This is a genomic window from Companilactobacillus miaonis (assembly GCF_036913615.1).
Lineage (GTDB): Bacteria > Bacillota > Bacilli > Lactobacillales > Lactobacillaceae > Companilactobacillus.
On the sequence record NZ_JAYKTX010000001.1, the window covers coordinates 141,485 to 167,500 of the forward strand.

Consider the following 26,016-nt stretch of genomic DNA (forward strand, 5'->3'; position numbering starts at 1 on the left):
ACAAACTTATTGGAGGTAGTTTCATGGACAAACCAAGTATTGCTGAAATGATCATTCAGTATGAAAAAGATAAGGATATGAATGATACACAATTTGCTTTTGAAAGTCATCTTTCGGTTGAAAGAGTTCACAACTTGAAGTCAGGTGAATACGCCGCAACCGCTGATGAAAAGAAAACTATTTTAGAATATATTAAGTTACATCAATAAGAAAAACGACAGCCAAAATTGGTTGTCGTTTTTTTATTGTCGTTTTAATTTTTGATAAACTTTAGGATCATGAAAATAAACAAAGCACCCTTTGATGCCCCGCTTTAGTAAAACATTCATTGAATTTAGGATTATTCGCTCTTTTACTTGGTCAAGATCAGTTAAATCTTGATTGTGACGTTTTTTGAAGGCCTCCTGGTCTTCATATTGCGTGATATCAATTTCGATATTTCCGTCATCTGCCAATTTGACCGAGGGTCCCATAATGATTGCAACGTAATTTAAATCAAAGCCTTGAACCGTGTAAATCGAACCAACTTCATCGATTGTTTCCGGCTTTTGGGCCCAAGTAGTTTTGGAGTAGTTGTACTGATCCCATGGCAAATGAAATTTTCCTTCATTGATAAAATGCTTTTTGCCATCCAAAGTGGAGGGATAATCAGCTGTTGCAACGATTCGTGACTCACCCATTTGCTGATTTTTCTGTTTCAGATCTTGGTACATCTTTTCGGCATCGGCGTAAACTCGAAAATCATAATCGGAATCCATTGTTAAATAGTCGCCATTTTCTTCAAATATTTCATCCAGATGTTTTTTATCAGTTAAATCATCGATCCAATTTAATACTTTTGCTGGTGCCTGCATACGCATCTGTGTTTTTAAAGTCGCCGAAGCAAAATTGATTCGTTTCGGAATAATTTCTTGTAACAAATTCTCTGACCAATAACTTTTCAGTTTCAAAACTTGGCGTGAATCAAAAACAAATATTACCACGGTACTCAATTTGATTATTTCTTGTAACTGATTCTTTTGGCGAAAATTATTGTAATTATCACTCTCACTCAACAAAAGATGGGCTTCATCTATCACAACAACATCAGCCTTTTTCCCGGTCTTGTGTGCCCGATTGATAAAAGTTGTTGGGCGTAGAAATCGATTCTTGCGCAACTCAGCAAATTCACCAGCATTTTCTTGATAGACCTTTAATAATTCGGGATGATTGACCAAAAAATAATTCTGAGTTTGATTTACTTTAGTCAATTTTTCCAATTTTAAAAAGAGTTGCGTCAAGATGACACTCTTCCCCGTTCCAGCATCCCCATTTAATTGAAAAATGGACTTCTGCTGGTTTTTCAAAGCATCCTTAGTAAATCCTAATATTTGCTCAAAAACGGCTTCTTGTTCGTCTGTAAGTTCCTTATTTGGGAAAACTGATGTTAACATAATACCTCCAAAATAAAAAAGCCTTGCGGCTTTTTATTTTTCATCACTCTTCAAAATTCCACCAACTGAATAATGATCCTTGGCCATTTCATTCAAAACAACGTGAACGTGTTCAGCAGGTGCTCCAGTATTCTTAGTAACAGCTTCAGTAACGTCTTTTACAAGACCTTTGAGTTGTTCTGGACTACGGCCTTCGATTAGGTCAATGTGTACTAGTGGCATAGTTATTTCTCCTTTTTGGTAATTCGTGGTTAAATTATCTCACAATTTGTTGGGATTTTAAATGTTAATTTACTTACTATCAATGGCATCAAAACCACCTCACTAAAAAAGAGTCACATAAAACTAATTGTGCGACTCTTTCTGATTTTATCCGATGGCTGGATTCTCGCTACATACACAGATGTAACAACAACTTTATCCCTTTTAAAGGTAAGAGCAACCTTCTCATTACATACACGGATGTAATAATTTTTCTATCCATCTTTGGATTACCAGTAACCATATAAATATTTATTTATACTTACATCATACATAATTTATTTTGCTTTTACAATATTCTCTAATTGAAATATTATAATGAGAACTTTTTTATAATCTAAATAACTGTTTAGTAAGTAAAGATGTTTTGAACAATTAATCTTCAGACAACAAAGTACTCACACGCTGAAGAAGAAAGTTAATCTCCCATACCAAAATCTGTAACGGCATAAACATTATTATTTTCTGGTGAAATTCCTACAGCAAAACCACCAGCAACATAATCTGGCGTCAACGTATTTTGAGCATGCACGCTATCTCCAATAGTAGAATCAAAAATATGTTGAGCCCATTTTGAAATATCTGAGTCTACTGCTCCACCATATCCAATGTTTTCTCCAACTGGTCCATGTTCATAAACATAATTAGCTAGATGGGACTCTTCACTAAAATCTGTTCCATCAGGTTGATTATGTCCAATATCAGTATGTAATACATCAGTAGCATGGATTAATTGGCCAACTCTTACTTCAGCACCAGCTTGTAAATCGGGATCTGATTTCAATTCTGGTACATTATTTTTAACTCTAAATTCATTTGTTAATTTAAACAATTCGGAATTTAATTGTGAAATTAGCGCCTTCATTTTTGTTTCATTTCTTTTATATCTAAATGTTGCAGTGGTCTCGCCATTGCTATTTATTGTAATTTCCTTTGAAGTTGCACCAACAATATCATATCCAGATAATTCAGGTGCCTTCACAGTTATTGTCTCACCAATTTCGCCGTCTGTAACAATTCCTCGGCCAACCACATATCCATTTTCAGCACTTAACATTTGAATAGTATAGGGTGCCATTTCAGCTTTTGCATTCTTTACATATGTAAATGTGACAGTTTTATCACCATCAACAGTTACATTTTTGGTAGCGTCACCTTTTACAGTATACCCGTCTACATCAATTGCCTTTGCTGGATAATTATCACCAATATTAGCCTCACTTGTAGTTGACTTGGCAATTTCTTTGTCATTCTCATCTACAAATTTAGTTGTAATAGTAGCTGTCTTTGGTGCAACGGCATCCTTAGTGTAGATAAATGTAATTGTTGAACCCTCTTCAGAAACCTTTACCGACTTATTAGCTTCGTCAGGTGTATAACCTTCTACAACTGGGGCCTTAGTAGAATAATATTTACCAACTTCTTGATTTTTTACTACCTCATCTGCAACTAATGATTGGTTATTTTCATCAACAGCTTTAATCGTTACATTAGCTTTCTTTACTTCGGGAGCTTTTTTAGTATAAACAAAAGTAATTTCAGAACCGCCTTTTTTAACTACAACGGTTTTATTGGTCTTATCAGGCGTATAACCGTCAATAATTGGTGCTGCAATTGTAAAATCTTCACCAATGTTTTTATCTGGCGTTACAGTATTTGGAAGTAATACTTTTTCAGTACTATCAATGGTCTTAATTGTAACATCAGCTTTTTCATCATTTGGTTCTGCTGTTGTATCAGCATTTTTACGATAAACAAAATTAATCCGTGAAGTTCCATCTGGACTAACCATTGTGCCATAGTCATGACCTGAGAGTAATGTATATCCATCAATGGCTACAGGCGTTTCTGCAATATATGTGCCTACTTTTTGATCTTCAAGCACTTTGGATTTGGCAATCTCGTTACCATTCTCATCACTATAAGTTAAAGTAACATTTGCAGTCTTATTTGTTTCTGTTTTCTTACTCTTGTAAACAAAAGTAATTGTATTGTCGCCATCTTTGCTAATTGTTAATGCTTGATTGGCATTACCAACTAATTCATATCCGTCAATTTGATCAGCATTTTCATTTACTGTAGTACCAATTGCGGCTTGATCGGTTCTAGGTTTTTGAATTTGGTCACCACTTTCATTTACGAACTTAAGAGTATAAGTGACAAAATTGGACATCTCTGTTCCCTTATTCATTGTATAAGGAATATTGAAAGTTTCTCCATCATATTTAACTTCATAAGTTTGACCATTTTCTCCAGGTACTACCGTATAACCAGGAATTTCTGGAGCATCAATTGTAATATTTGAACCGAGTTTAGCCTTTTTAACTTCACTCTTCATAATATATGAATCAGCTGAATGAGTTGACTGTTTTCTATAGTTAATAATTATATTAACTTCTTTGTCCTTGTCAGGATCCACTGGCGTAGTAGTTGAACCACTGTTGCTATTGTTATTAGTGTCAACAACAGTATCAGCCATTGGAGAATTCTTTGTATAGTCTTTAGTACCTCGAGAAGATTCACTCGTCAAAGTAACATTAGTAGCTTTGATCCACTCATCAGTTGCTACACGATAATAAGTTTGTCCATTGACAACGACTTTTTCATCAGTCTTCCAAGCTGTATTGTCGGCAAGTCCACGGTTAGTGATTAATTGTGGGCCATTAGCAGCCAATGGATTTGTATAAAGCTTACTTTCAACGTTTGTCAAAACAATTCCTGATAAGTCTTGCTTTGATGTTTCGTCTGCTAGATCCATTTGGTTAGCATTGGCATATTCGTTACCACCAACTAAAATGTAAGTTTGACCATCATAACCTTTAACAGCTTTAGCGGTCTTCCAAGCAGTTCCGTTTGCTAATCCCCGGTTAGCTTTATGAATGGAGCTACTTGTAACGTCACTCCACAATTGAACATAGTTGCTATTAGCAGAATTGGCAACCGCCACATTATTTACGGCGCTGGCTTCAACTTTTTGTCCAAACATTGAAGCACTAAATAAGGTGATGAATGTTAAACCAACTGCTAACCAGCCTTTTTTTCCGTGTACTAATTTTACTCGATAAGTTTTATCCTCTAGTGCTTTTTCTAGGCGCTTCTTTTTGAAATCCATGTAATTTAAATCCCCTTATTTTAAATTATGAAAATACTCTCTTAACCCCTGCAATATTGCCACGGCTTGAATAGATTGAGTGAACTTGGACGGCATATGGCCATGATTCGATCATTGTGTCGCGGTTCAACAAGATACCAACGTGCCAGATAATACCTGTTGATGGATCGGTAAAGAAGATTAAATCTCCTCTTTGACGATTGTTGAAATTGATATGTGGAATTCTGTTGTCAGCCCAGTAATCACGACTGTTCCATTCATGACCTGGTTGGGCATGTTGAATATTTGAGATTGGAGCTGAATCAATTCCAGAAGCGTATAGAGCTTGTGTAACTAATCCAGAACAGTCAACACCATAAGCAGGCATACTTGCGGCACCCGAGATCCAAGGTTTGCCAAGATATTTGTATGCTTGGTTGATCATGGCTTCAATATGTTGTGAACGGGTACTTGTGATGTTTGTTTGTAGTGGTGCAACATATGAATCGATTCCATACCAGTCAGCTTCGGAATATCCCATGGCTTTCCAAGTTGCTAAATTAACAATTCCAGTAACTGGTAATCCTTTTCTAGCTTGTAAATTTCTAACACTTGAAGCAACTGAACCATCATAAATTGTATGTGCGTTTGAATAACCGAAATATCTTCTAACTAACCAAACCTTAATTCCTTCCACGCCGTTGTATAGGTCATAACCGACTGAACCGCCACTTGGTTTGATTTGTTTTGTTTGAATTTGTAGCCAACCATTTGGATTTTGGTAAGCAGGTCCTACAGCAGTATCATCACTATTTAGCCAGATATTGCCACCGATTTGGTAATAAGTACGACCGTTTGAATTGTCGACACGATTATATTTCCAAGCTGTATTAGCTTGATAATTTGCTTGACCATTTCTGTAGAATCCAGATTCGTTGCGTGAATAACTTGCTGCTCCCCATTGTTTAACACGTACGATTCCGCTTTCTTGATGTCCATAAGTTAAAACAACACTGTCCGCATTGGCATATTCGTTAGTAGCAACACGATAATATGTTTGACCATTGTAAATCAGTTTTTGATCAGTCAACCAAGCAGTATTACCAGCTAACTTACGATTATCTATCAAAGTACCATCTTGTGTATAAAGACTAGTGATACCTTTTGTATCAACAATACCTTTCAAAGGTGTGATGTTACTTGAAGTGGAATTTGCTTGTGTAGTAGCTGTTTGATCAGTTTGATCTTCTGTTGTATCAGCTTGAACGTCAGTATTCTCTGAATTAGCTGTTGCATTTTCTTCTGAAATTCCAGTGGAAGTTTCATCATCAGCTGCACTTGTCACATCCTCTGAGGTTTCAATACTATCCGATGAAGTGTTTTCAGTTTGGGATGGAGTTTCAGTATCAGTATTTGTTTGGGCTACAGCCCGTGATTTAACCGTTTGGACTGGTTGTTCGTTTGATGAGTCTGTTGTATCCGCTTTTACAGTTTGTTGAGACAAAGTAAGCGCTGTCAAAGCAACGCCACAAATCAAAACGGACTTGAATCGTTTATTCATATTTTTCTCCCCTTATATATGCATTGAAAATAATTAGAATCCCTAAAAACTCATTTTATAAACAAAATCTTATAGAATTTTTACTATTTTAAAAATTATCCCCTTCAATACAATATGATATATATGCCATAAACGAACGTATTTGACAGACTAATTTAAAATTAAATAGTGCCCCATAAAGTGTTGATATAACTGAATTTTTTTCAGTTGTATCAGCACTTTTTTGTTTGTGTCAGTTACGTTCGTATATGACAGCTTTTATCATAATTTTTATGTGAATAGTATAACATCAAACTAATTGATAAATGAAGACCCTTTTATAAATATTCGAGATAGGTTTTTCTCTTTAGCAATTCGGTAAACTGTACGTTCAGAAACACCACACTTTTGTGCTACTTGTTTTACACTTAAATCTGGATTTCGATACAATCTAGCAATTTGTTGTTTCTTTTCTTCAGAAAATGCTGGTCGCCCTAGGACTTTTCCATCTAATCGAGCTTGTCTTAAAGCTTCCTTAGTTCTAGTACGTAAAGTATTGACTTCAAATTCACTGAACATTGCCAACAATTGCATCATTAAAATACCAGTGGCACTTTCGGTATTTATATTCTCATTAATCGATTCAAATGCCACTTGATTAGATTTCAAATCTTCCAAAATATTCAATAAAGAACTCATTTTTCTTGAAACGCGATCCAATTTCACAACCGTAAAAGTAACTTGATAGTTATTTTTAGCCTTTCTCTTAGCCAAACGAATGGCTTTTTTGAATTCTGGTCGATTGTCCTTGTGACCACTAATTTTTTCCCCAAAAAGATAATCAATCTGATTATTTTTCAATATCCGCTTTTGAGCTTCATACCCAAGTTTTTGTCGATCTTCAGCCGTTGAAACTCGAATATAACCGATTCTAATTGATTTTTCATTTGAATTTTTTCCCATAAAAAAACACTCCCTTTTTAATACCATTTATTCGAATAAATAAACGGACAAAAATAAGAGTGTCATTTTATTAAATCTATTTCAATTAAAATATTTAATCAAACTGACTATTGTATAATTTAGCGTAAAAACCATTTTTAGCTAAAAGGCTTTGATGATTACCTCGCTCAATTACTTCACCGTGATTAATAACCAAAATTTGGTCAGCATTCTGAATTGTCGACAAACGATGTGCAATGACAAAACTGGTCTTCTTTTCCATTAAAGCAGTCATCGCTTTTTGGACATCAACTTCAGTCTGACTATCGATTGAGGCCGTGGCTTCGTCCAAAACTAAAACTGGTGATTCGGCGATAAAAGCTCGAGCAATACTCAAAAGTTGACGTTGTCCTTGCGACAGTTGGGTTGCATTTTCTGATAATTTGGTTGCGTAGCCATTGGGCAACTGTCGAATAAATTTATCCGCATTAGCTCTGATTGCAGCAGTATGGACGTCTTCATCTGTAGCCGAAGGTTTACCCAAACGAATATTTTCCATGATGGTCATGTTAAATAGAAATGACTCTTGTTGAACAACGGTAACTAACTTACGTAGATCACTTCGTTTGATTTGCGTGACATCGATTCCGTCTAACAGCACTTTTCCTTTTTCCAAAGGATAAAGGTTCGTTAAAAGATTCATAATCGTTGTCTTACCGGCACCGGTCGGTCCAACTAACGCTACCACCTCACCAGGATTGGCCGTCAAATTAATATCTTTCAAAATTAGACGTTTATCATAAGCGAATGAAACATGTTGAAATTCCACATGACCGGTGGCTTTCTTTAAACTGAGTGCATCTTTGACGTCTTTTTCTGGTTTCTCATCAATTAATTCAAAAACTCTTTGAGCACTTGCTAAGGACAACTGTAAGGTATTGATCAGATTCAAGACATTATTGATTGGTCCTGTGAAGTTTCTCAAATAAATCAAAAATGTAAAAATCACTCCGACGGTTATATTGCCATATCCACCAATAATCGAAATAGCACCGACAGCTGTGATCAACAAATATGCAATGTTATTAGTCATATTATTGAAAGGTCCGATTACTGAGGATAGTGACTGAGCCTTAAAGGCTGATTTGGTATATTGTGCATTAACTTGATCAAAATTTTTCAAAGTTACATCTGTGTGATTAAAAAGTTGTACTAATTGTTTCCCTGAAACAGTCTCCTCAATTTGTGTATTCAATTCACCTAAAGAATTCTGCTGAATCGTAAAAGCTTTTTGGGTCAATTTAGCAATTCCTCTTGAAAATAAATAAGTCATCACTGTGCTGAGCAAAGCAATCAAAGTCAATATTGGAGAAAGTATCAACATCGCTAGGCCCATTCCAATAACACTAATGATTCCGGTAAAGAGTTGAACGAATGTCTGCATCAATGCCGTGTTGATATTATCGACATCATTGGTCAGTCGACTCATAACGTCTCCGTTATCATGCGTATCAAAATATTTCATTGGTAATCTTTGTAGATTGGTAAAAACATCTTGTCTGATTTTATTACTTGTTGCCTGAGCAACTTTAATAATGATTGAATTTTGAAAATATGTGAAGACACTCGAAATCAAATAAATTATGGCTAAGAAAAGACAAACCATGATCAGTGCATGTAAACGATTCTTATCAATATATTTATCGACAACAATACCATTCATTCGATTACCGATGATAGTTACCGATGTCGTAACAATGGTTAATAAAAAGACGACCAGTAATTTAATTCGATAAGTCTCCAAGTATTGCCACATTCTCTTAACGGTTTCTTTCCAATTGTTCAAAGAAACTTTCTGGGGATGAATGTTTCGTGGCCCTCTTCTATGCATGTCCAAAACTAACATCTCCCATCTGTGTTTTAACTAAGTCGCGATAAAAGTGCGATTTCTTCATTAATTCTAAATGATTTCCTGAAGCCGTGATTTTGCCATTTTCCAAAACAATAATTTGATCACAGTCCAAAACATTGGTAACTCGCTGAGAAATGATAATCGTAGTCATTTTGTGACGCAATTTTTCCAAACGTTCTTTAATTTTACTATTGGTTTCCTGATCCACCGCGCTAGTGGCATCATCCATCACTAAAATATCTGACATAGGAACTAAAGCTCTAGCAATATTCAAGCGTTGTCTTTGTCCACCTGAGAAATTTTTACCTGCTTGTTCAACTTCAGACTGGTACTTATTTGGAAGTTGGTCAATAAATTCTGAACTCATCGATACATCACTAGCTTGATTTAGATTATCTATAGTTGCCGCATTGTTTCCATAAGCCAAGTTAGTGTGAATATCACCGGAAAATAAAAGAGAATCCTGCAAAGCTACAGAAATTTTATTATGAACTGACTCTAAGCTCATTTTTTGAATATCGATTCCACCAATTTTTATCGTTCCTTGGTATTGGTCATATTTACGAGTTAATAAATTAATTAACGAACTTTTACCAGATCCAGTTTCACCGATAATTCCTAACCACTGACCATTTTTTAATGTAAAACTAACGTGATCCAATATTGGTTTACTGTCCGCAAAACCAAAGGTAACATTTTCGAATTCAATATCACTTGATTCAGGCATTGATTGAACAGCTTCGGGAAGTTCTTCAGCCTGTTCCATATCTAACACTTCTTGAACACGGGTTGAACTAGTGATAGCTCTAGAAAATGCCGTAATGATATTAACTGTCTGGATCATCGCATTCGTGATTTGGATCATATAGTTAACGAAAGCAATAATTTGTCCATCACTGATGGTGTTACTAATAGCCAAACTACCACCATAACCAATCGCAATAATTACCCCAAAGTTCAACATCAACTGAATAACCGGCAATAAAATCACTGTTGCTAAAGCGGCAGCTTGACTCTTCTGTTGTAAATTTTGATTTTGGTCCGTAAATTGATTCAGTTGGTGTTTTTCTAAAACGTAAGCCTTAATAGTCTTGGCACCTTGCAAATTTTCACGCATAACTCGGTTAACCGTATCAACTGATTGCTGCATTTGTGTATATTTAGGAATACTACGTCTAACGACCACAATCAAAAAGACAATTAAAATTGGCATAATAATACCTAAAATGGGTGCTAAATCAGGACAAATGATGATCGACATCACGATTCCACCAAAGAGCAGCATCGGTGAACGTACTAATCCACGAGTCACCATCATAACCAAATTTTGCATCTGCGTTACATCGTTAGTGATTCGTGTAATCAAGGTCGCTGGCATTAAAGTTTTAGGTTGCCGATCATTTAAGGAAACTTTCAATAAATGACTCCGTAACGATTCGCCCATCTTCAATGATGCGAAACTCCCCAAAGCTCCACAACTTCCACCAAAGATTAAGCCTAACACTGCGAACATTAACATCAAGGCGGCATGTTGAATAACGAAATTTAAATCTCCTTTGGCCAAACCTTGGTCGATAATTTGTGACATTAAAGTTGGTTGCTGTAAATCACAAAAAACTTCTCCTAACATAATCATGGGCGCCAAGAAGAAACTCCAACGGGCTTTCCCATGAGTATGTTCCATTACAATATGAAACAAAGAACTCACTTCCTAAAAAAAGCGTCACGAATTCCCAAAACCCTAGTGAGGACTGAGGAATCCGTGGCGCTATTAAACTATGTTTTAATCTTATTACAGTGGTATTGTTGATTCAAGTTTTTGTTTTTGATTTATATGTTTTCGTAAAACATTTAATAATACTGACACTTCAAAAAAAGAACCATCCGATTAGGATGATTCCTTCGTTTAGCGGCGTTTAATTTGTTGCATATATTTGCGTGATTGTTTCATTGCCTTTTTGCTACCAAACATTTGATTAATTTTTTCGTTTTCCAATTGACGTGAATTCAGCTGACTATAAGAAACTTCCCGTTGTAATTTCAAATAACTAGCTAAACGATCCGCAGACAAGTTTCCCTCACTTATGGCCTTTTTGACCGCACAGCCAGGTTCATTTTGATGAGTACAATCGCGAAATTTACAGTTTTTTGCCAATTCAGTGATGTCTTCAAAAGTCTTCGACACATTTCCTGTCAAAATTTGTAATTCACGCATACCAGGGGTATCAATCACGATTCCGCCATTCGGTAGTATTAGCATTTCTCGAGAAGTAGTCGTATGGCGTCCTTTGTCATCATTACCTCTTATTTGCTTAGTTGCTAACAAATCATGGCCCAAAAAATGATTGATCAAACTGGATTTTCCAACACCTGATGACCCGACAAATGCAACTGTCTTCTGTGGTCGAATCAACTCTTGTAATTGTGTTAGACCAATACCAGTAACAGTTGAACATACCACTACTTTGATTCCAAAACAGACTTCCTCCAATTGTTGCAATTTTTCTTCAATATCATTACATTGATCGCTTTTTGTGAGAACTACCACTGGTGTTGCCCCACTATTCCAAACTATCGTCAAAAAACGTTCCACTCGTCGCGGATTGAAATTTTGATTCAACGACATACAAATAAAAATTGTTTCAATATTACTAGCGATAACTTGACCTTGTGAACTATTACCGGCAGCTTCACGAACTAAAACAGTCCTTCGTGGCGATACTTTTTGAATAATTGCTGTATCCGCATTAGTTTCCAATTCTACCCAGTCGCCAACAGCTGGAAATTCGATTGGACTTTGGAGTTGATATCTTAATTTTCCTGAAACCTTGGCTTCCAAAAAACCAGCATTAGTTACTATCTGATATAAATCACGATGTTGAGCAACGACTCGTCCTAAATTTTGATTCTTTTGGTTATTTTCTTTAGTTAATCCGTATTTTTCTAAATTTTCCAATTTTTTTCTCCCAAGTTTAGTACCTCAAGACTTGCGAAAAAAGGGTGCAGTTACCCACTGCACCACAAAAAGAGAATTGTACATTCGTCCATTCGCAAGGCATTAGGGTACACAAAATAAAGGTCCATGACCTATTTTTTATGTTCTAATATAAAGCCTATTAAATGAACAGCATACGCAGATCCTCCGATTAAATTACTAGAAGTTTAGCATTACTCTTAGGATTCGTCAATTTTAACAAAGTTACATAACATTAATTTAAAACAGTTGTATGTCTTTTTTGGGGGAGGAAGTATGCCGTCCTCCATAGCAAAGCCGATATTTTATAGTTGTATTTTGTATTGCCTTCCACTTGAATAGAAATATGAATAACGCAAAAAAAAGACATCACTAATTAATTTTAACGTATCCAGACTATAAATCATTTCAATACCTAATCTGCATAAATACAATATTTCATTTTGAATTCACCAAAATATTGCATAGATTTGAAGTTCCAGTCATTTCTCAGGGCTGTTACGGAAGACGACATTTGAACACCCACCCACAAAAAAACAGACCTCTATAAAGAGAGTCTGTTATTAATATTAAAAATTATAAAAGCTATTTATCATTATTTAGTTTGATAATTTCAAGCAACACGTCGACGGCTTTTTCCATTGACTCTTCAGCCACATACTCAAAGCGTCCGTGCATGTTTTCGCCACCAGCAAAGAGATTTGGTGTTGGTAAGCCCATGAAGGAAATTGTTGAACCATCAGTACCACCACGAACTGGAGCTTCGTCTGGTTCAATTCCAAGGTTCTTCATAGCTTGTTCAGCAATATGAACAACATCCATATGATCTTTCATAATTTCATACATGTTGTAGTATTGATCATTCATATCAATTTTGACAGTATCTTCACCATATTTTTCATTTAGCTTCTTAACGATTTCTAAGACCTTGTTCTTACGAGCCTCTAGTCCATCACGTTCGAAGTCACGAATGATGTATGACATATCTGTATGATCGATTGTTCCTTGTTCATCACAAAGTAAGAAGAATCCTTCACGTCCTTCAGTTTTTTCTGGAACTTCATCTGCTGGTAACATGCTTTGGAATTCATTGGCAATCAACATTGAATTGACCATGATTCCTTTGGCTCCAGATGGGTGAACATCTTTACCAGTAATGTGAACCTTCAAACTTGCAGCACTGAACGTTTCAAATTCCAATTGTCCAACTGGACCACCATCGACTGTATAAGCAAAATCAGCACCGAAGTCTTTGACATCAAAGCGCTTTGCACCTGTACCAATTTCTTCATCTGGTCCTAAACCAATCTTGATCTTACCGTGCTTGATTTCTGGATGATTGATCAAGTATTCCATCAATGTCACAATTTCAGCCACACCAGACTTATCATCTGAACCAAGTAAAGTGTCGCCACTAGTAGTGATCAATGTTTGACCTGCGTAATTCTTTAATGAAGGGAAAACTGAAGGATCAAGAGTATATTTACCAGCTTCATCAAGCTTAATTACACTCTTACCATCATAGTTTTCAACAATTTTTGGTTTAATATTTTCTGAATTAAAATCAGCTGTATCAACGTGAGAAATTAATCCTAACACTGGAACATCCTTGTCAAGGTTTGAAGGCAATTCTGCAGTTAAATAAGAATCAACTTCGCGAATCTTAACATCCTTCATTCCAATTTCTTTCAATTCATCAGCCAATTTCTTCAAAAAGACCGTTTGTCTTGGTGTTGAAGGAATTGTATCTGAATATTCATCAGAACGAGTATTTTGTTTAACATATCCCAAAAAACGAGGAATTAATTTTTCATATTTTATTGCCATTACCTACACTCTCCCTATAAAAAATTATATGGTTCTGTATCTACTTCTGATTGTACTATATCTACATCCCATTTATTAGACTTTTTCCAATCTTCTAACAGATTTGCCATTTGTTTTATAAAGATAGCTTCAATGTGGTGGCCTGGATCAATCACATTCAAACCATTAGCCATCATATCATGAGCCGTATGGTAATAAACATCACCAGTGATAAAAGTGTCTGCACCAGCTTTTAATACTTCTGGATAAAACTTACCAGCATCACCACCAATTATGGCAACTTTTTTAACTTTTTGACCTAAATCGGATTTCACGTATCTTAAATTAGGAACCTTGAAAGAATCACGGACTTTTTTAGCAAAATCAACTAGATCCATTGGCTCTGCTAATTCGCCCATTCGACCGAGTGAGTAATCATCATCTTCATCTAAATAATGGACGTTCTTCAAGCCCAATTCTTCAATCAACCAATCATTCATTCCACCGTGAGCTTTATCCAAATTTGTATGAGCTGAATGGACAGCAATATTGTGTGAAAGCAAATCACGATACATTCTATTTTGTGGTGAACTCAAATCCAAATTTCTTGCTGGATGAAACATAATTGGATGATGAGCCAAAATAAAATCAACGTTTTTATCAATTGCTTCTTGAACTACTTGTGGACGAACATCAAGTGTAGTCATAATTCTTTTAACCACTTGATTGCGGTCACCAATTTGAAAACCAGTTGGATCGCCGTCTTCCTTAATTTCTATTGGAGCAAATTCTTCCATACGATTAATAATATCTTGAACTCGAATTTCGACCATGATTAAATTGTCTCCTTAATATTTTTAATATCTTGGTTCATTAAATCAATTTTGGCTTGGTCAATCTTTTTAGCATGTTTCATATTCTCGACTGCTTTTTGAAAACTATTCAACTTGTGTTGCCATTTGGCAAGAAAAGTTGGGGTTTTCTTTTGCATCAAAATTGGACCCATTAAAAATTGGGCCGCATTCAAAGGCTTAGTTTGTGACACCTTTTGAGCCTTGATGATTTCATAGACATGATGATCTTCTTCCACAATATCTTCATCAATGATCTCAAAATTATTGTCAACTAACCAGTGACGAACAAGTGGTTCGCCAATATTAGGTTGCAAGACTAAAGTTTCGACGTGTGACAGTTGTTCTGGTGTTGCTTGGGATAAAATTTTTTGAATCAAAATGCCACCCATACCAGCAATTACAACTGTATCGATCTCGTCTTCAGCGTTGATTACTGCTAAACCGTCGCCTAAACGAACATCGATTTTTTTACTCAAACCAAATTTTTCGACATCTTCCTTTGATCTTGACATCGGACCAGGTGCAACTTCTCCCGCAATGGCAAAATCAGCCACTTGATCGGTTATCAATTCAACTGGTAAATATGCGTGATCTGAACCAATATCAGCCACTCTAGTATCTTTATCAACCATTTGGTAAACGGCTTGTAATCTCTTTGAAAGTAAAGTCACTTTAACCTCTATTCTGCAGTCTTTTTATCTAAGTCTGTCATGTATTCACGTGTCATTGGCATTGCTGTACCACTAGGTCCATTTGTCAATAAGTATTGGATAACATCAATGTTACCACTTTCAAATGAAGCGGCACAGGCCTGAAGATACAAATCCCACATTCTTACAAAGCGTTCGCCGTACATTTTGTCAACTTGATCTTTAACTTTGTTAAAATTACGGTCCCAAATTTCAACAGTCTTTTGATAGTGACGACGTAGTGGTTCCAAATCATCAATTTGTAAACCAGCATCCAAAATATGTCCAACATTTTCTTTCACATCTGGAATATAACCACCTGGGAAAATATATTTAACTAACCAAGCATCAACACCAACACCGTAATGTTGACCAGTAATACCATGAATCAAAGCATTACCATTAGGTTTTAGAACATTCTTTACAGTCTTAAAGTAACCGGGCAAATTATCTTCACCAACGTGTTCGAACATTCCGACTGAAACAACATGATCAAATTTTTCGTTAACTTCACGATAATCTTCCAACATAACTTCCATTTGGTCGCCAAGATTTTCATCTTGAATCTTCTGATTAACATAATCATATTGTTCTTGACTAAGAGTAACACCTTTGGCTTTCAAACCGTATTCTTTTGCTGCTGTAAACATCATCGTACCCCAGCCACAACCGATATCAAGAATCGTTTCACCTGGTTTAGTATTCAACTTATTTAAAATATGACGAACTTTGTTCATTTGAGCTTGTTCCAATGTATCTTCAGGTGTTCTAAAGTAAGCACATGAATAAGTCATTGTCTTATCAAGCCACAACTTATAAAAATCATTCCCAATATCATAATGCTCTTGAATCTCTTTTTTATTTCCTTCTTCAGAATGATTGAACTTAGGAATATATTTCTTCAATTTTAAACTGGACATAAAACTATCAGATTGAGTATAAGCTGAAGTAATCAATTTTTGAATTGAACCTTCGATCTCAATTTTTTTGTCCATATATGCTTCACCTAGAGTAAGCGTAGCATGTTTTACTACTTCAGAAATAGGAACTTTGTCATTAAACTTAATCGTTATATCAGACTTTCCCTCTGGTCCATAAGTTTTCTCTTTTCCATCCCAGAAAATTACCTTAATCGGAATAGTAAAGGAACGGGAAAAAATCTCATCATAAATCTTTTTATCTAACATAACTCTCCTCCAAAATATATCTATACTAATTGTAAATCAATTTCTGAAAAAACATAAACATAAATGCCTGTTTAACCAACATTTTTTTGAAAATGTCCCATTTTTAAGCATGAAAAAAGACTGTCTTTCGACAATCTTTTTGAAATACTATTCAAGAAAATCTTTTAATTGCTTTGATCTTGAAGGGTGACGCAATTTTCTCAAGGCCTTGGCTTCAATTTGACGAATTCTTTCACGAGTAACGCCAAATACCTTACCAACTTCCTCAAGTGTTCTTGTCCGGCCATCATCTAAACCGAAACGTAAACGTAAAACATTTTCTTCACGATCAGTTAAAGTATCCAATACATTTTCAAGTTGTTCTTTCAACAATTCATATGAAGCGTGATCTTCAGGACTTGTTGCATCAGAATCCTCAATGAAATCACCTAGATGTGAGTCATCCTCTTCACCAATAGGTGTTTCAAGTGAAACTGGTTCTTGAGCAATCTTCAAAATATCACGAACTTTACCAGTAGGCATGTCCATTTCGGCACCAATTTCTTCAGGAAGTGGTTCACGACCAAGGTCTTGAAGCAATTGACGTTGAATACGAATCAATTTATTGATAGTTTCAACCATGTGAACTGGAATACGGATTGTTCTAGCTTGATCAGCGATAGCACGCGTAATAGCTTGTCTGATCCACCAAGTTGCATAAGTTGAGAATTTGAAACCTAGACGATAATCAAATTTCTCAACGGCCTTCATAAGACCCATGTTACCTTCTTGAATCAAATCCAAGAACTGCATCCCACGACCAACGTATCTCTTAGCAATTGAAACAACCAAACGAAGGTTAGCTTCAGCTAAAGCTTGTTTAGCTTCCTCATCACCTTGTTCGATCTTCAAGGCAAGATCAACTTCTTGTTGAGCGTTAAGCAAAGGAACACGACCAATTTCCTTAAGATACATTCTAACTGGATCATTAACTTTGATATCAGTTGGAGCAGTCGTATCATTTTTCTTTGTCTTTTTTTCTTCAGCCTTTTCCTTTAAAAGAGACAACTTACTAGGGTTACCATCTTTGTCAACAACACCAATACCTACATCTTCAAGTTCACTGATGAAATTGTTTAAAGCTTCTCCTTTAAGTTTGTAAGGCTTGATGATTTTTTCTTGAAGGTCATCTTCAGTAATTTTTCCGGTCTTTTTCAGATCTTTAACTAATTTCTTAGTAGCTGCCTTCAATTCTTTTGATACTGTTGCTTTTTTAGCCATTTATATTCCTCCAGTATTAATTGCTAAGAATCTTTCGAACTTCAATTAACTGCTTGGTTAAATCTAATTGTAATTTGTTGTCACCAACCATCGCCGCTTTCTTCAACTGTTGATTAATATCTTGAATTTGCAATTCCAAAGATGAATTCTTGATATTATTCATATAGTCTTCAATCTCTTGGTCATTGTACTCTTCTGGCATATTCATCATTTCTAGATCTGCTAAAAGATTTTTATCATCATTATCCAAAACATTCATGAAATCAGAAATATTTATCTCCGATTCAGCGTCATCGTTTTCGGAATACGACAATAAACTGTCAAAAATTCGTTGATAACTTTGATGTACAAACTTAAAACCATCCCCTTTGAGATTGATTCTAACTTCTGGAAAATTAATTGCCCAATATAATAGGAATCTTTCTGACTTCTCAATTCGATCATATTTTTGCTTCACACTCGAAGTGACTTTTTCCAGTGCTTTTTGTTGAACATCCTTATAGTTGTTAGCTGGCTCTTTTATCGCAATTTGGCGACGCAAAGTGTCTAATTCCTTGTTGATCGCTTCCTTCGAGACATTCATCTCATCGGCAACTCGGCTGACATACATGTCTATTTCGACGGGTGATTGCAATTTAACAATTTCATGCAATGACTGATTTAAAAATTCAAGCTGATCATGCTCATTATTTAAATTGTAATTACGCTTGAAATAATTCAGAATAAATGAAATTGGTGTTTGCACGCCATTATTAGTCAAATTCTGAAATTTTTCACTGCCCGCACTACGGATATACTCGTCGGGATCCATCTTATCTGGTATGCTGATGACTCCGTAATTGAAGCGGTCATCATTCAATTGGGTCAGAGCCCGATATGTTGCTTCAACACCAGGGTCATCGCCGTCATAACAGACATTGATTTGGTTGGTTAGTCGACTCAGTGTGTATAATTGATCATCTGTCAAACTAGTTCCCATCGAAGCTACACCATTAGTAACTCCAGCTTTATAGGCACTAATGACATCCATGAAACCTTCAAATAAAATTACATTACTCTTCTCACGAATCTCTTTTTTGGCATTATTCAAATTGAACAATGTTTTTCCCTTATTAAAAATCGGCGTTTCTGGACTGTTCAGATACTTTGCTGTTGAAGCATTTTTATCCAAAACCCGTCCTGAAAAAGCAATGATATTTCCGGATTCATCCGTGATTGGAATCATAATTCGATCTCGAAAACGGTCAAACAATTCTCCTGCTTGATTTTCAGCGAACAAACCTGATTTTTTCAAAACATCTTCACTGATGTCTCGTCCTTTGAAGAATTGCAGTAAAAGATCATTATTACTTGGTGCATAACCGATATTGAATGTTTCTATCAAATCTTGATTCAAAGCTCGGTTATTTAAATACTTTAAAGCCTGACTACCATTTTCAGTCTTTAATAGAATATGACTGTATAACTTTGCGGCATCGGCGTACATCTGTAATAAAACTCGACTGTCAGAATTCTGATACTGATTCGTTGCTTGATATTGATCAGGTACCGGAATGTTTCCCATTTGAGCGACTTCAATTACAGCCTCAGGAAATGATTTACTCTCAATCTCCATGATGAATTTGAATACATTACCACCACGACCACAACTAAAACAGTGAAAAATTTGCTTATCTTCTGCAACAGAAAAAGATGGTGTCCGTTCTTCATGGAATGGACAGAGACCAAACAAATTTTTGCCTGATTTTTTTAACTGGACATATTTACTAATAACATCCACGATATTAGTTTTGGCAGTAACTTCATCGATGAACTCCTGAGGAATTCGTGTTGCCATAACACACACCTCCCCCACAGAATATTTATAAAACAGCGATACAAAATCTAACACATTTATCTATTGAAGACAAACATGTTGATTAACACGAATGGCTAGAAATAAAAAAGTGCTCCCACAAAAAAGTGCAAACTGGGACCACTAGCCACTTGTCAACTATTCATTATACACGGTTTAATCATTTTGTCACGTATTTGACTTTTTTCATGACACCTTTTTAATTTCATTAAATAAAATAACTAAGCCATTAAAAAAACAGCGCTCAAAAATGAACACTGTTTAAGAAATATTAATGAATAGACTATTATTTTGTAACAATCTTAGACAAATCACCAAGTTTAGCAATCAAATGATTGGCAATAACTAATTGGGTTAAACGGTTATTCTTAACTTTTTCATCTTTTGCCATAATCATATTTTCATCGAAATATGAATCAATTGTTGGACGTAATGCTGCTAATTGTTTGAATAGATTTTCGGCATTATTATCTTTAATTTGGTTAACTTGTTGCTTCAATTGTGATTCTGACGGATTTTCGAAGAGTGAATCGTCGACTGCTAAATCATCAGAGTAACCAAACTTAGCTTTCTTAGATAAGTTAACGATTCGACCAAGTGCTTCCATGACAACTTTAAAGTCATCATCTGAAGCATGTTTTTGAAGAACTTTGGCAACGTCGATCATACTAATTGGGTCGACATTTGAACCACCGGCAACAGCGTCAATAATATCAACTCGAATCTTGTCTTGTTTCAACAATTGACGAACACGGTCAACGAAGAAATCATTAATATCTTTTTCATGAGCATTCAAGTCAAGCTTCTCAGGAACAGTCAAATTGGCTTTGAGATATTCTTGTAAGTCTTCTAGATTCAACGACCATTGATATTGATTCAAGATTCTTACGATACCATAAGCTTGACGGCGCAAAGCATATGGGTCATTTGAACCACTTGGAATCAAGTCAACTGCAAAGAATGTCACGATTGAATCTAACTTATCAGCAATTGCCAAGGCAGCACCAACTTTAGTTGCTGGCAAATCACCTTCGGCAGAAATTGGCATGTAGTGTTCTCTAATAGCTTGAGAAACACCTTTAGTTTCACCCATGATCTCAGCGTACTTCTCACCCATAACACCTTGTAATTCTGAGAATTCATCAACCATGTTAGTAACTAAGTCGAATTTATAGATGTCACTAGCGCGAAGCAAATCTTTTTTCTCGTCAGCTGATAAATTAAAGACTTCAGCCAAGTGATCAGCAATTTGATGAACCCGTTGCATCTTTTCATACATCGTACCAATTTTAACGTGGAAGTTAACTGATTTAAGTTTTTCAACATAATCAGCAATCGTCTTCTTTTGATCTTCCTTAAAGAAGAAATCAGCATCTTCTAGACGAGCAACAAGCACCTTTTCGTTACCACGGATAACATTTTCAATATGTTCTGAGTTACCATTTCTAACACCGATAAAGTAAGGAGCCAATTGACCATCTTTAGTGCGGACATAGAAATATCTTTGGTTATCTTTCATTGAAGTAATTAAAACTTCATCGGGAATTTCCAAATATTTCTTATCGAATGAGCCGTAGAAAGTAGTTGGGTATTCAACCAAATTGTTTACTTCTTCAAGTAAATCTGGGTCAACATCAATATCCCAGTTATTATCCTCAGCAATTTTAGCAATTTGATCAGCAATAATTTGTTTACGAGCTTTAGCATCAACGATCACAAATTGAGATTTTAATTTCTCAACATAATTTTTAGCATCATCGATTTCTACATCTTCGCCTAAGAAACGGTGACCACGAGTCATACGACCAGAGTTAATATCCAAAATCTTAACTGGAACTTCTTCAGTATCTAGTAATGAAACCAACCAATGAATTGGACGAATATATTCAAAATCGTATGAACCCCAGCGCATTCTAGTTGGGAATGTGATTGCCTTAATAACCTCATCCATATGTTTCAAAACATCTTCAACTTTTTTACCGTCTTCATGTTTTTGAATGTAAGCATATTCGGTACCTTTTAAATCTTCAAAGAAAATATCATCAGCACTCATCCCTTGGCCACGAGCAAATCCTTGCGCAGCCTTAGTCCAATTACCATCAGCATCTTGAGCGATTTTCTTTGAGGGACCTTTAGCTTTCACGTCAATATCAGTTTGTTTGTCAGCAATACCTTTAACAAGAATCGTTAAACGTCTAGGAGTAGAAAATTTTTCAATTGAATCAAAGGAAATTCGATTTTCCTTGAGAAATTTCTCTGCCCTTTGAGCAAATTGATTAACACTCTTAGTTACAACATGGGCTGGCATTTCTTCCAATCCAATTTCTAATAAGTAATTTTTAGTCATTTTCTTTCTCCTTTGCTTGACTGTTTGCTAGAAGTGGGAAGCCACGTTTCTTTCTTTCTTCAACGAAGGCTTTAGCAACTTTATGAGCCATCTTTCTAATTCTTGACAAGAAAGCGGCACGTTCAGTAACTGAAACGGCTCCTCTAGCGTCCAACAAGTTAAATGTATGTGAACACTTCAAAATGTAATCGTAAGCTGGATGAACTAAACCTAGATCCATCAAGCGATTAGCTTCTCTTTCGTAGTCATCGAAGAATTTGAAAAGCATATCTTGATCACTTTCTTCAAATGAGTATTTTGAATGTTCATATTCTGGTTCTTTAAAGATATCACCATATAAAACACCGTCGCCCCATTCAAGGTCGTAAACTGAGTTTACATCTTGAATGTATGATGCTAGACGTTCAACACCATAAGTAATTTCACTAGTTGTTGGATGACATTGAAGGCCACCAACTTGTTGGAAATAAGTAAATTGGGAAACTTCCATTCCATCAAGCCAAACTTCCCAACCAACACCGGCACAGCCCATTGAAGGGTTCTCCCAGTTATCTTCAACGAAACGGATATCATGTTCGAGTGGCTCAATTCCTAAGGCACGTAATGAATCCAAATAATACTCTTGAATGTTTTCTGGAGCTGGTTTCATAACAACTTGAAATTGATGATGTTGGTACAAACGATTAGGATTTTCACCATAACGACCATCAGCTGGACGTCTTGATGGTTCAACGTAAGCCGCATTCCATGGTTCTGGTCCGATAGCACGCAAGAACGTATATGGACTCATCGTTCCGGCACCCTTTTCTGTATCGTATGCTTGCATTAACATGCAGCCCTTACTACCCCAAAATTTTTGAAGTGTAAGAATCATATCTTGGACATTTAACTTCTTAACCATATTTTCTCCCTTCAGATAGAACACAAAAAATCCCTTGCAGGTACACTTAGGTACTTTCTGCAAGGGACGATTATTCGCGGTTCCACCCTAATTCAGGACAAAGTCCTGCTCTTTTATATTCAAATCAAAAATTGTACGCCATAAATCTAATCAAGGCTTCCACTGTCCCTTGTCGCTGTTTTCACATACACAAATATAACCATTTTTGTGAGTATTGTCAATCGGCTAAAAGCGCCAACGTTTCATTTTGTCAATAAAAGTTTTACTTTTCGGATAATAGCCGACTGTTCCCAAATAAATTGCATCGATCGCATGTTGAATTAAATCTTTATTGTTTTCCTTGATTTCAATTTTACCAACTTGATTCAAATTGATTTTACTGAATAAGCGTAAAAAATAGATGATTCGTTTAGGAATATGCAGTCGATGAATATCAGCATCGAAGTGATTTGAGCAGATCAAGCCTCCTAAAAGGACTGAAAAATCAAACACACCTTCAGTTTCACCACCAACAACACACGAATCCATATTCGGTTTCACACCAAAAGCATCTAAGAGTTTCATTTGCATAATATTCACAATAATTTGCGCATCATAACCATTGTCAATATATAAGAGTGCCTTAAAAAGTTCACGATACCAGGAATCGGGAACCGGATCATCGATAAAGGCTTCATGAAACAAATCAAACAAAAAAGTCGCGTAAGCGTTCAATTCAATGTCTTGGACAATTTCATCAAATTGCTTCACGTTACTAGCTGAATTCAAGTAAGATAAACCATCATTTTTTACGACTCCGCTGTATTCACCATAGGAAAAAGTGATAACAGAACCAGAAATTTTCGACTTAGAATTTTGAGTTCCTCGAACTAAAAAAGTTCGAAACCCATACTCCTTTGTCAAAATCGTTACTAGAGCATCCCGCTCCTTGTACCGTTGACGGCGAACAACTATCCCAAAAAAGTTAGTTGGTGCTTGAACCATTAATTATTCAAGTCCTTTAGTGAATAACCAGCACTAGCTAAGAAGGCTGGATCATCACGCCAGTTTTTCTTGACACGGACCCACAATTTTAAGTTAACCTTTTCGCCTAAAAGATGTTCAATCTTGATTCTCGAACCAATTCCAATATTTTTCAGCATCGAGCCACCACGACCGATAACGATTGGTTTTTGACTGTCACGTTCAACATAAATATATGCTTCGATCTGCAACTTACCAGATTCACTCCGTTGATTCATCGATTCAACAACTACTGCAATTGAGTGAGGAATTTCGTCACGAGTATCTTCCAAAATCTTTTCACGAATCAATTCACCGACAATAAAGTATTCTGGATGATCAGTAATTTGGTCATCAGCATAATATTGTGGTCCAACTGGCAAAGCGTTTGTTAATGAATCAATTAGATCTTCAACATTGTTACCATTTGTAGCTGAAATTGGAATGATTTCTGCAAAGTCCATCAAGTCTTTATACTCATCGATTTGAGGCATCATCTCATCCGGATTAATTAAGTCGATCTTATTTAAAATTAAGAAAACAGGTGCTTTAACTTTCTTCAATTCTTCGATGATAAATTTGTCACCAGGGCCAGCTTTCTCACCTGCCTCAGTCATGAATAGTACGGCATCAACTTCTTTTAAAGCTGAAATAGCGGCTTTGTCCATGTATTGATCCAAATCATTATGTGGCTTATGAATACCAGGAGTATCCAAAAAGATGATCTGACGTTGATCATCAGTATAAATTCCTTGAATCTTATTACGTGTTGTTTGAGCTTTAGGTGATGTAATTGCAATTTGTTCTTTAATAATACGATTCATAAACGTTGATTTACCAACATTTGGACGTCCGATAATTGCTACAAAACCTGATTTATAATTTTTATTATCCATATTAATTCATATCCTCATCACTGAATGCTAGTGGCAAAATTTCTTTGAAAGTATATTTTTGATAATCATTTTGATTATTAGCTAAAAAGACAATATCTTCTGGTCCCATGAATTCACTCATCACTTGACGACAGGCTCCACAGGGCTTTGAGAGTTCTTTGGTGCTATTTGTAATGACAATTGCTTTAACACTTTTTACACCTTCAGAAATGGCTTTAAAAATAGCTGTTCTTTCGGCACAATTAGTCAATCCAAATGAAGCATTTTCTACATTTACACCTGAATAAACTTTTTGGTCATCACATAAAATAGCAGCTCCAACTTGATAATGCGAATAAGGTGCATAGGCATTTTTCATTACGTGATTGGCAACATCAAATAATTGCTGTTCATTAATTTCCACTAGTTTCAGTCTCCTTTTCGTTTCTCACTAATTAGTATAATACAAGAGATTAGTTAAACTACCAAGAAATATCTCATAAAAAATAAGAGAGTAAAACAAGTCTGATTTGTGTAACTCGTTTCAGCCAGAAAGTAAGAAATAAAAGTAGGCCAAGGCAATCAAAAAGCGATTACCCTGGCCTACTTTTTCATTTATTTTTCTAAACCATAAGCACTAAGAATTTTTTCTTGTAAGCCAATCATGACTTCTTCGTCTTCTTTTTTAATATGATCATAGCCATTCAAATGCAAAATACCGTGAACAATAGTGTAGCCTAATTCTCGATCAAATGAATGTTCATAATCTTTGGCATGTTCAGCAACAATTTCTGTGCTGATAAAGAGATCACCCAAGTCGACTGGTAAATCTGGAATTTGATTTTCCAAGTAATCTAAGGAATCTTCTCCATCATTGATAGCAAAACTGATCACATCAGTTGCCCGGTCAACGTTACGATATTCTTTATTGATATCATGGATGCCATCTTTAGTTACAAAATGAATCGATAATTGTGTATTATCTTTCAATTTAAGTTCATTAAAAGTGAATTGCACAATATCTTTGACCCAATTTTCTCTATCCTTGTCGATCAAATTATCATCATTATAAATCTCTAAGTCCATC

General features: G+C 35.6%; 21 protein-coding genes. 1 reads left to right on the top strand and 20 read right to left on the bottom strand.

All coding sequences use genetic code 11. The annotated features are described in order from the left end of the window. Positions 1–23 precede the first annotated feature (23 nt). Entirely contained in the window at positions 24–209 is a 186-nt protein-coding gene (locus tag U8521_RS00625; protein WP_135371341.1) for an LBP_cg2779 family protein, read from the top strand. A gap of 33 nt (positions 210–242) precedes the next feature. Here the strand turns inward: U8521_RS00625 and U8521_RS00630 are convergent, their stop codons facing one another. The 20 genes from U8521_RS00630 to ybeY form a co-directional block, all read right to left on the bottom strand. Further along, positions 243–1,433 (bottom strand): DUF2075 domain-containing protein, encoded by a 1,191-nt coding sequence (locus U8521_RS00630; protein WP_334351531.1) that lies wholly within the window; start codon positions 1,431–1,433, stop codon positions 243–245. Between the two features lie 33 nt (positions 1,434–1,466). After that, a complete protein-coding gene (gene thmT / locus U8521_RS00635) occupies positions 1,467–1,655 on the bottom strand; it encodes a 2-hydroxymuconate tautomerase (RefSeq protein WP_135371339.1) in 189 nt (62 codons plus the stop codon). Positions 1,656–2,112: 457 nt separating this feature from the next. Next, positions 2,113–4,806, bottom strand: coding sequence for a MucBP domain-containing protein (locus U8521_RS00640; protein WP_334351532.1), 2,694 nt, complete (start codon positions 4,804–4,806; stop codon positions 2,113–2,115). A 25-nt stretch (positions 4,807–4,831) separates the two neighbouring features. After that, the gene (locus U8521_RS00645; RefSeq protein WP_334351533.1) at positions 4,832–6,346 is read right to left on the bottom strand and encodes an NlpC/P60 family protein; all 1,515 of its coding nucleotides are present in this window, start codon (positions 6,344–6,346) and stop codon (positions 4,832–4,834) included. 294 nt (positions 6,347–6,640) lie between these two features. Then, entirely contained in the window at positions 6,641–7,288 is a 648-nt protein-coding gene (locus U8521_RS00650) for a recombinase family protein (protein ID WP_334351534.1), read from the bottom strand. Positions 7,289–7,382: 94 nt separating this feature from the next. After that, on the bottom strand, positions 7,383–9,158 hold the full coding sequence (locus tag U8521_RS00655) for an ABC transporter ATP-binding protein (protein WP_442886104.1): 1,776 nt from the start codon (positions 9,156–9,158) through the stop codon (positions 7,383–7,385). Next, positions 9,151–10,878 carry an ABC transporter ATP-binding protein gene (locus tag U8521_RS00660; protein ID WP_334351536.1) on the bottom strand — a complete coding sequence of 576 codons (1,728 nt, stop codon included), beginning with the start codon at positions 10,876–10,878 and terminating at the stop codon, positions 9,151–9,153. Before U8521_RS00660 ends, U8521_RS00655 begins: the two co-directional genes overlap by 8 nt. 207 nt (positions 10,879–11,085) lie before the next feature. Further along, on the bottom strand, positions 11,086–12,135 hold the full coding sequence (gene rsgA, locus U8521_RS00665; RefSeq protein WP_334351537.1) for a ribosome small subunit-dependent GTPase A: 1,050 nt from the start codon (positions 12,133–12,135) through the stop codon (positions 11,086–11,088). A gap of 603 nt (positions 12,136–12,738) precedes the next feature. Beyond that, on the bottom strand, positions 12,739–13,980 hold the full coding sequence (pepT, locus tag U8521_RS00670; RefSeq protein WP_334332780.1) for a peptidase T: 1,242 nt from the start codon (positions 13,978–13,980) through the stop codon (positions 12,739–12,741). A gap of 14 nt (positions 13,981–13,994) precedes the next feature. Beyond that, entirely contained in the window at positions 13,995–14,792 is a 798-nt protein-coding gene (locus tag U8521_RS00675; protein WP_442885980.1) for a Nif3-like dinuclear metal center hexameric protein, read from the bottom strand. Positions 14,793–14,794: 2 nt separating this feature from the next. After that, positions 14,795–15,484, bottom strand: a complete 690-nt coding sequence (locus U8521_RS00680) for a tRNA (adenine(22)-N(1))-methyltransferase (protein ID WP_334332781.1) — start codon at positions 15,482–15,484, stop codon at positions 14,795–14,797. A gap of 8 nt (positions 15,485–15,492) precedes the next feature. Next, positions 15,493–16,689 carry a class I SAM-dependent methyltransferase gene (locus tag U8521_RS00685; protein ID WP_334332782.1) on the bottom strand — a complete coding sequence of 399 codons (1,197 nt, stop codon included), beginning with the start codon at positions 16,687–16,689 and terminating at the stop codon, positions 15,493–15,495. A gap of 147 nt (positions 16,690–16,836) precedes the next feature. After that, entirely contained in the window at positions 16,837–17,949 is a 1,113-nt protein-coding gene (gene rpoD, locus U8521_RS00690; RefSeq protein WP_334332783.1) for an RNA polymerase sigma factor RpoD, read from the bottom strand. Positions 17,950–17,965: 16 nt separating this feature from the next. Beyond that, positions 17,966–19,786: a DNA primase gene (dnaG, locus tag U8521_RS00695; protein ID WP_334351538.1), complete on the bottom strand. Its 1,821-nt coding sequence runs from the start codon at positions 19,784–19,786 to the stop codon at positions 17,966–17,968. A gap of 304 nt (positions 19,787–20,090) precedes the next feature. Next, positions 20,091–22,151 carry a glycine--tRNA ligase subunit beta gene (glyS, locus tag U8521_RS00700; RefSeq protein WP_334351539.1) on the bottom strand — a complete coding sequence of 687 codons (2,061 nt, stop codon included), beginning with the start codon at positions 22,149–22,151 and terminating at the stop codon, positions 20,091–20,093. Beyond that, on the bottom strand, positions 22,144–23,052 hold the full coding sequence (gene glyQ, locus U8521_RS00705) for a glycine--tRNA ligase subunit alpha (RefSeq protein ID WP_135372874.1): 909 nt from the start codon (positions 23,050–23,052) through the stop codon (positions 22,144–22,146). Before glyQ ends, glyS begins: the two co-directional genes overlap by 8 nt. 225 nt (positions 23,053–23,277) lie before the next feature. Then, positions 23,278–24,036: a DNA repair protein RecO gene (gene recO, locus U8521_RS00710; RefSeq protein ID WP_334332786.1), complete on the bottom strand. Its 759-nt coding sequence runs from the start codon at positions 24,034–24,036 to the stop codon at positions 23,278–23,280. Further along, positions 24,036–24,950 carry a GTPase Era gene (era, locus tag U8521_RS00715; protein WP_135372870.1) on the bottom strand — a complete coding sequence of 305 codons (915 nt, stop codon included), beginning with the start codon at positions 24,948–24,950 and terminating at the stop codon, positions 24,036–24,038. The genes recO and era overlap by 1 nt, the downstream gene beginning before the upstream one ends. A gap of 1 nt (position 24,951) precedes the next feature. After that, positions 24,952–25,353, bottom strand: coding sequence for a cytidine deaminase (locus U8521_RS00720; RefSeq protein ID WP_334351540.1), 402 nt, complete (start codon positions 25,351–25,353; stop codon positions 24,952–24,954). A gap of 191 nt (positions 25,354–25,544) precedes the next feature. Continuing rightward, entirely contained in the window at positions 25,545–26,015 is a 471-nt protein-coding gene (gene ybeY, locus U8521_RS00725; RefSeq protein ID WP_135372866.1) for an rRNA maturation RNase YbeY, read from the bottom strand. Position 26,016: the final 1 nt, after the last annotated feature.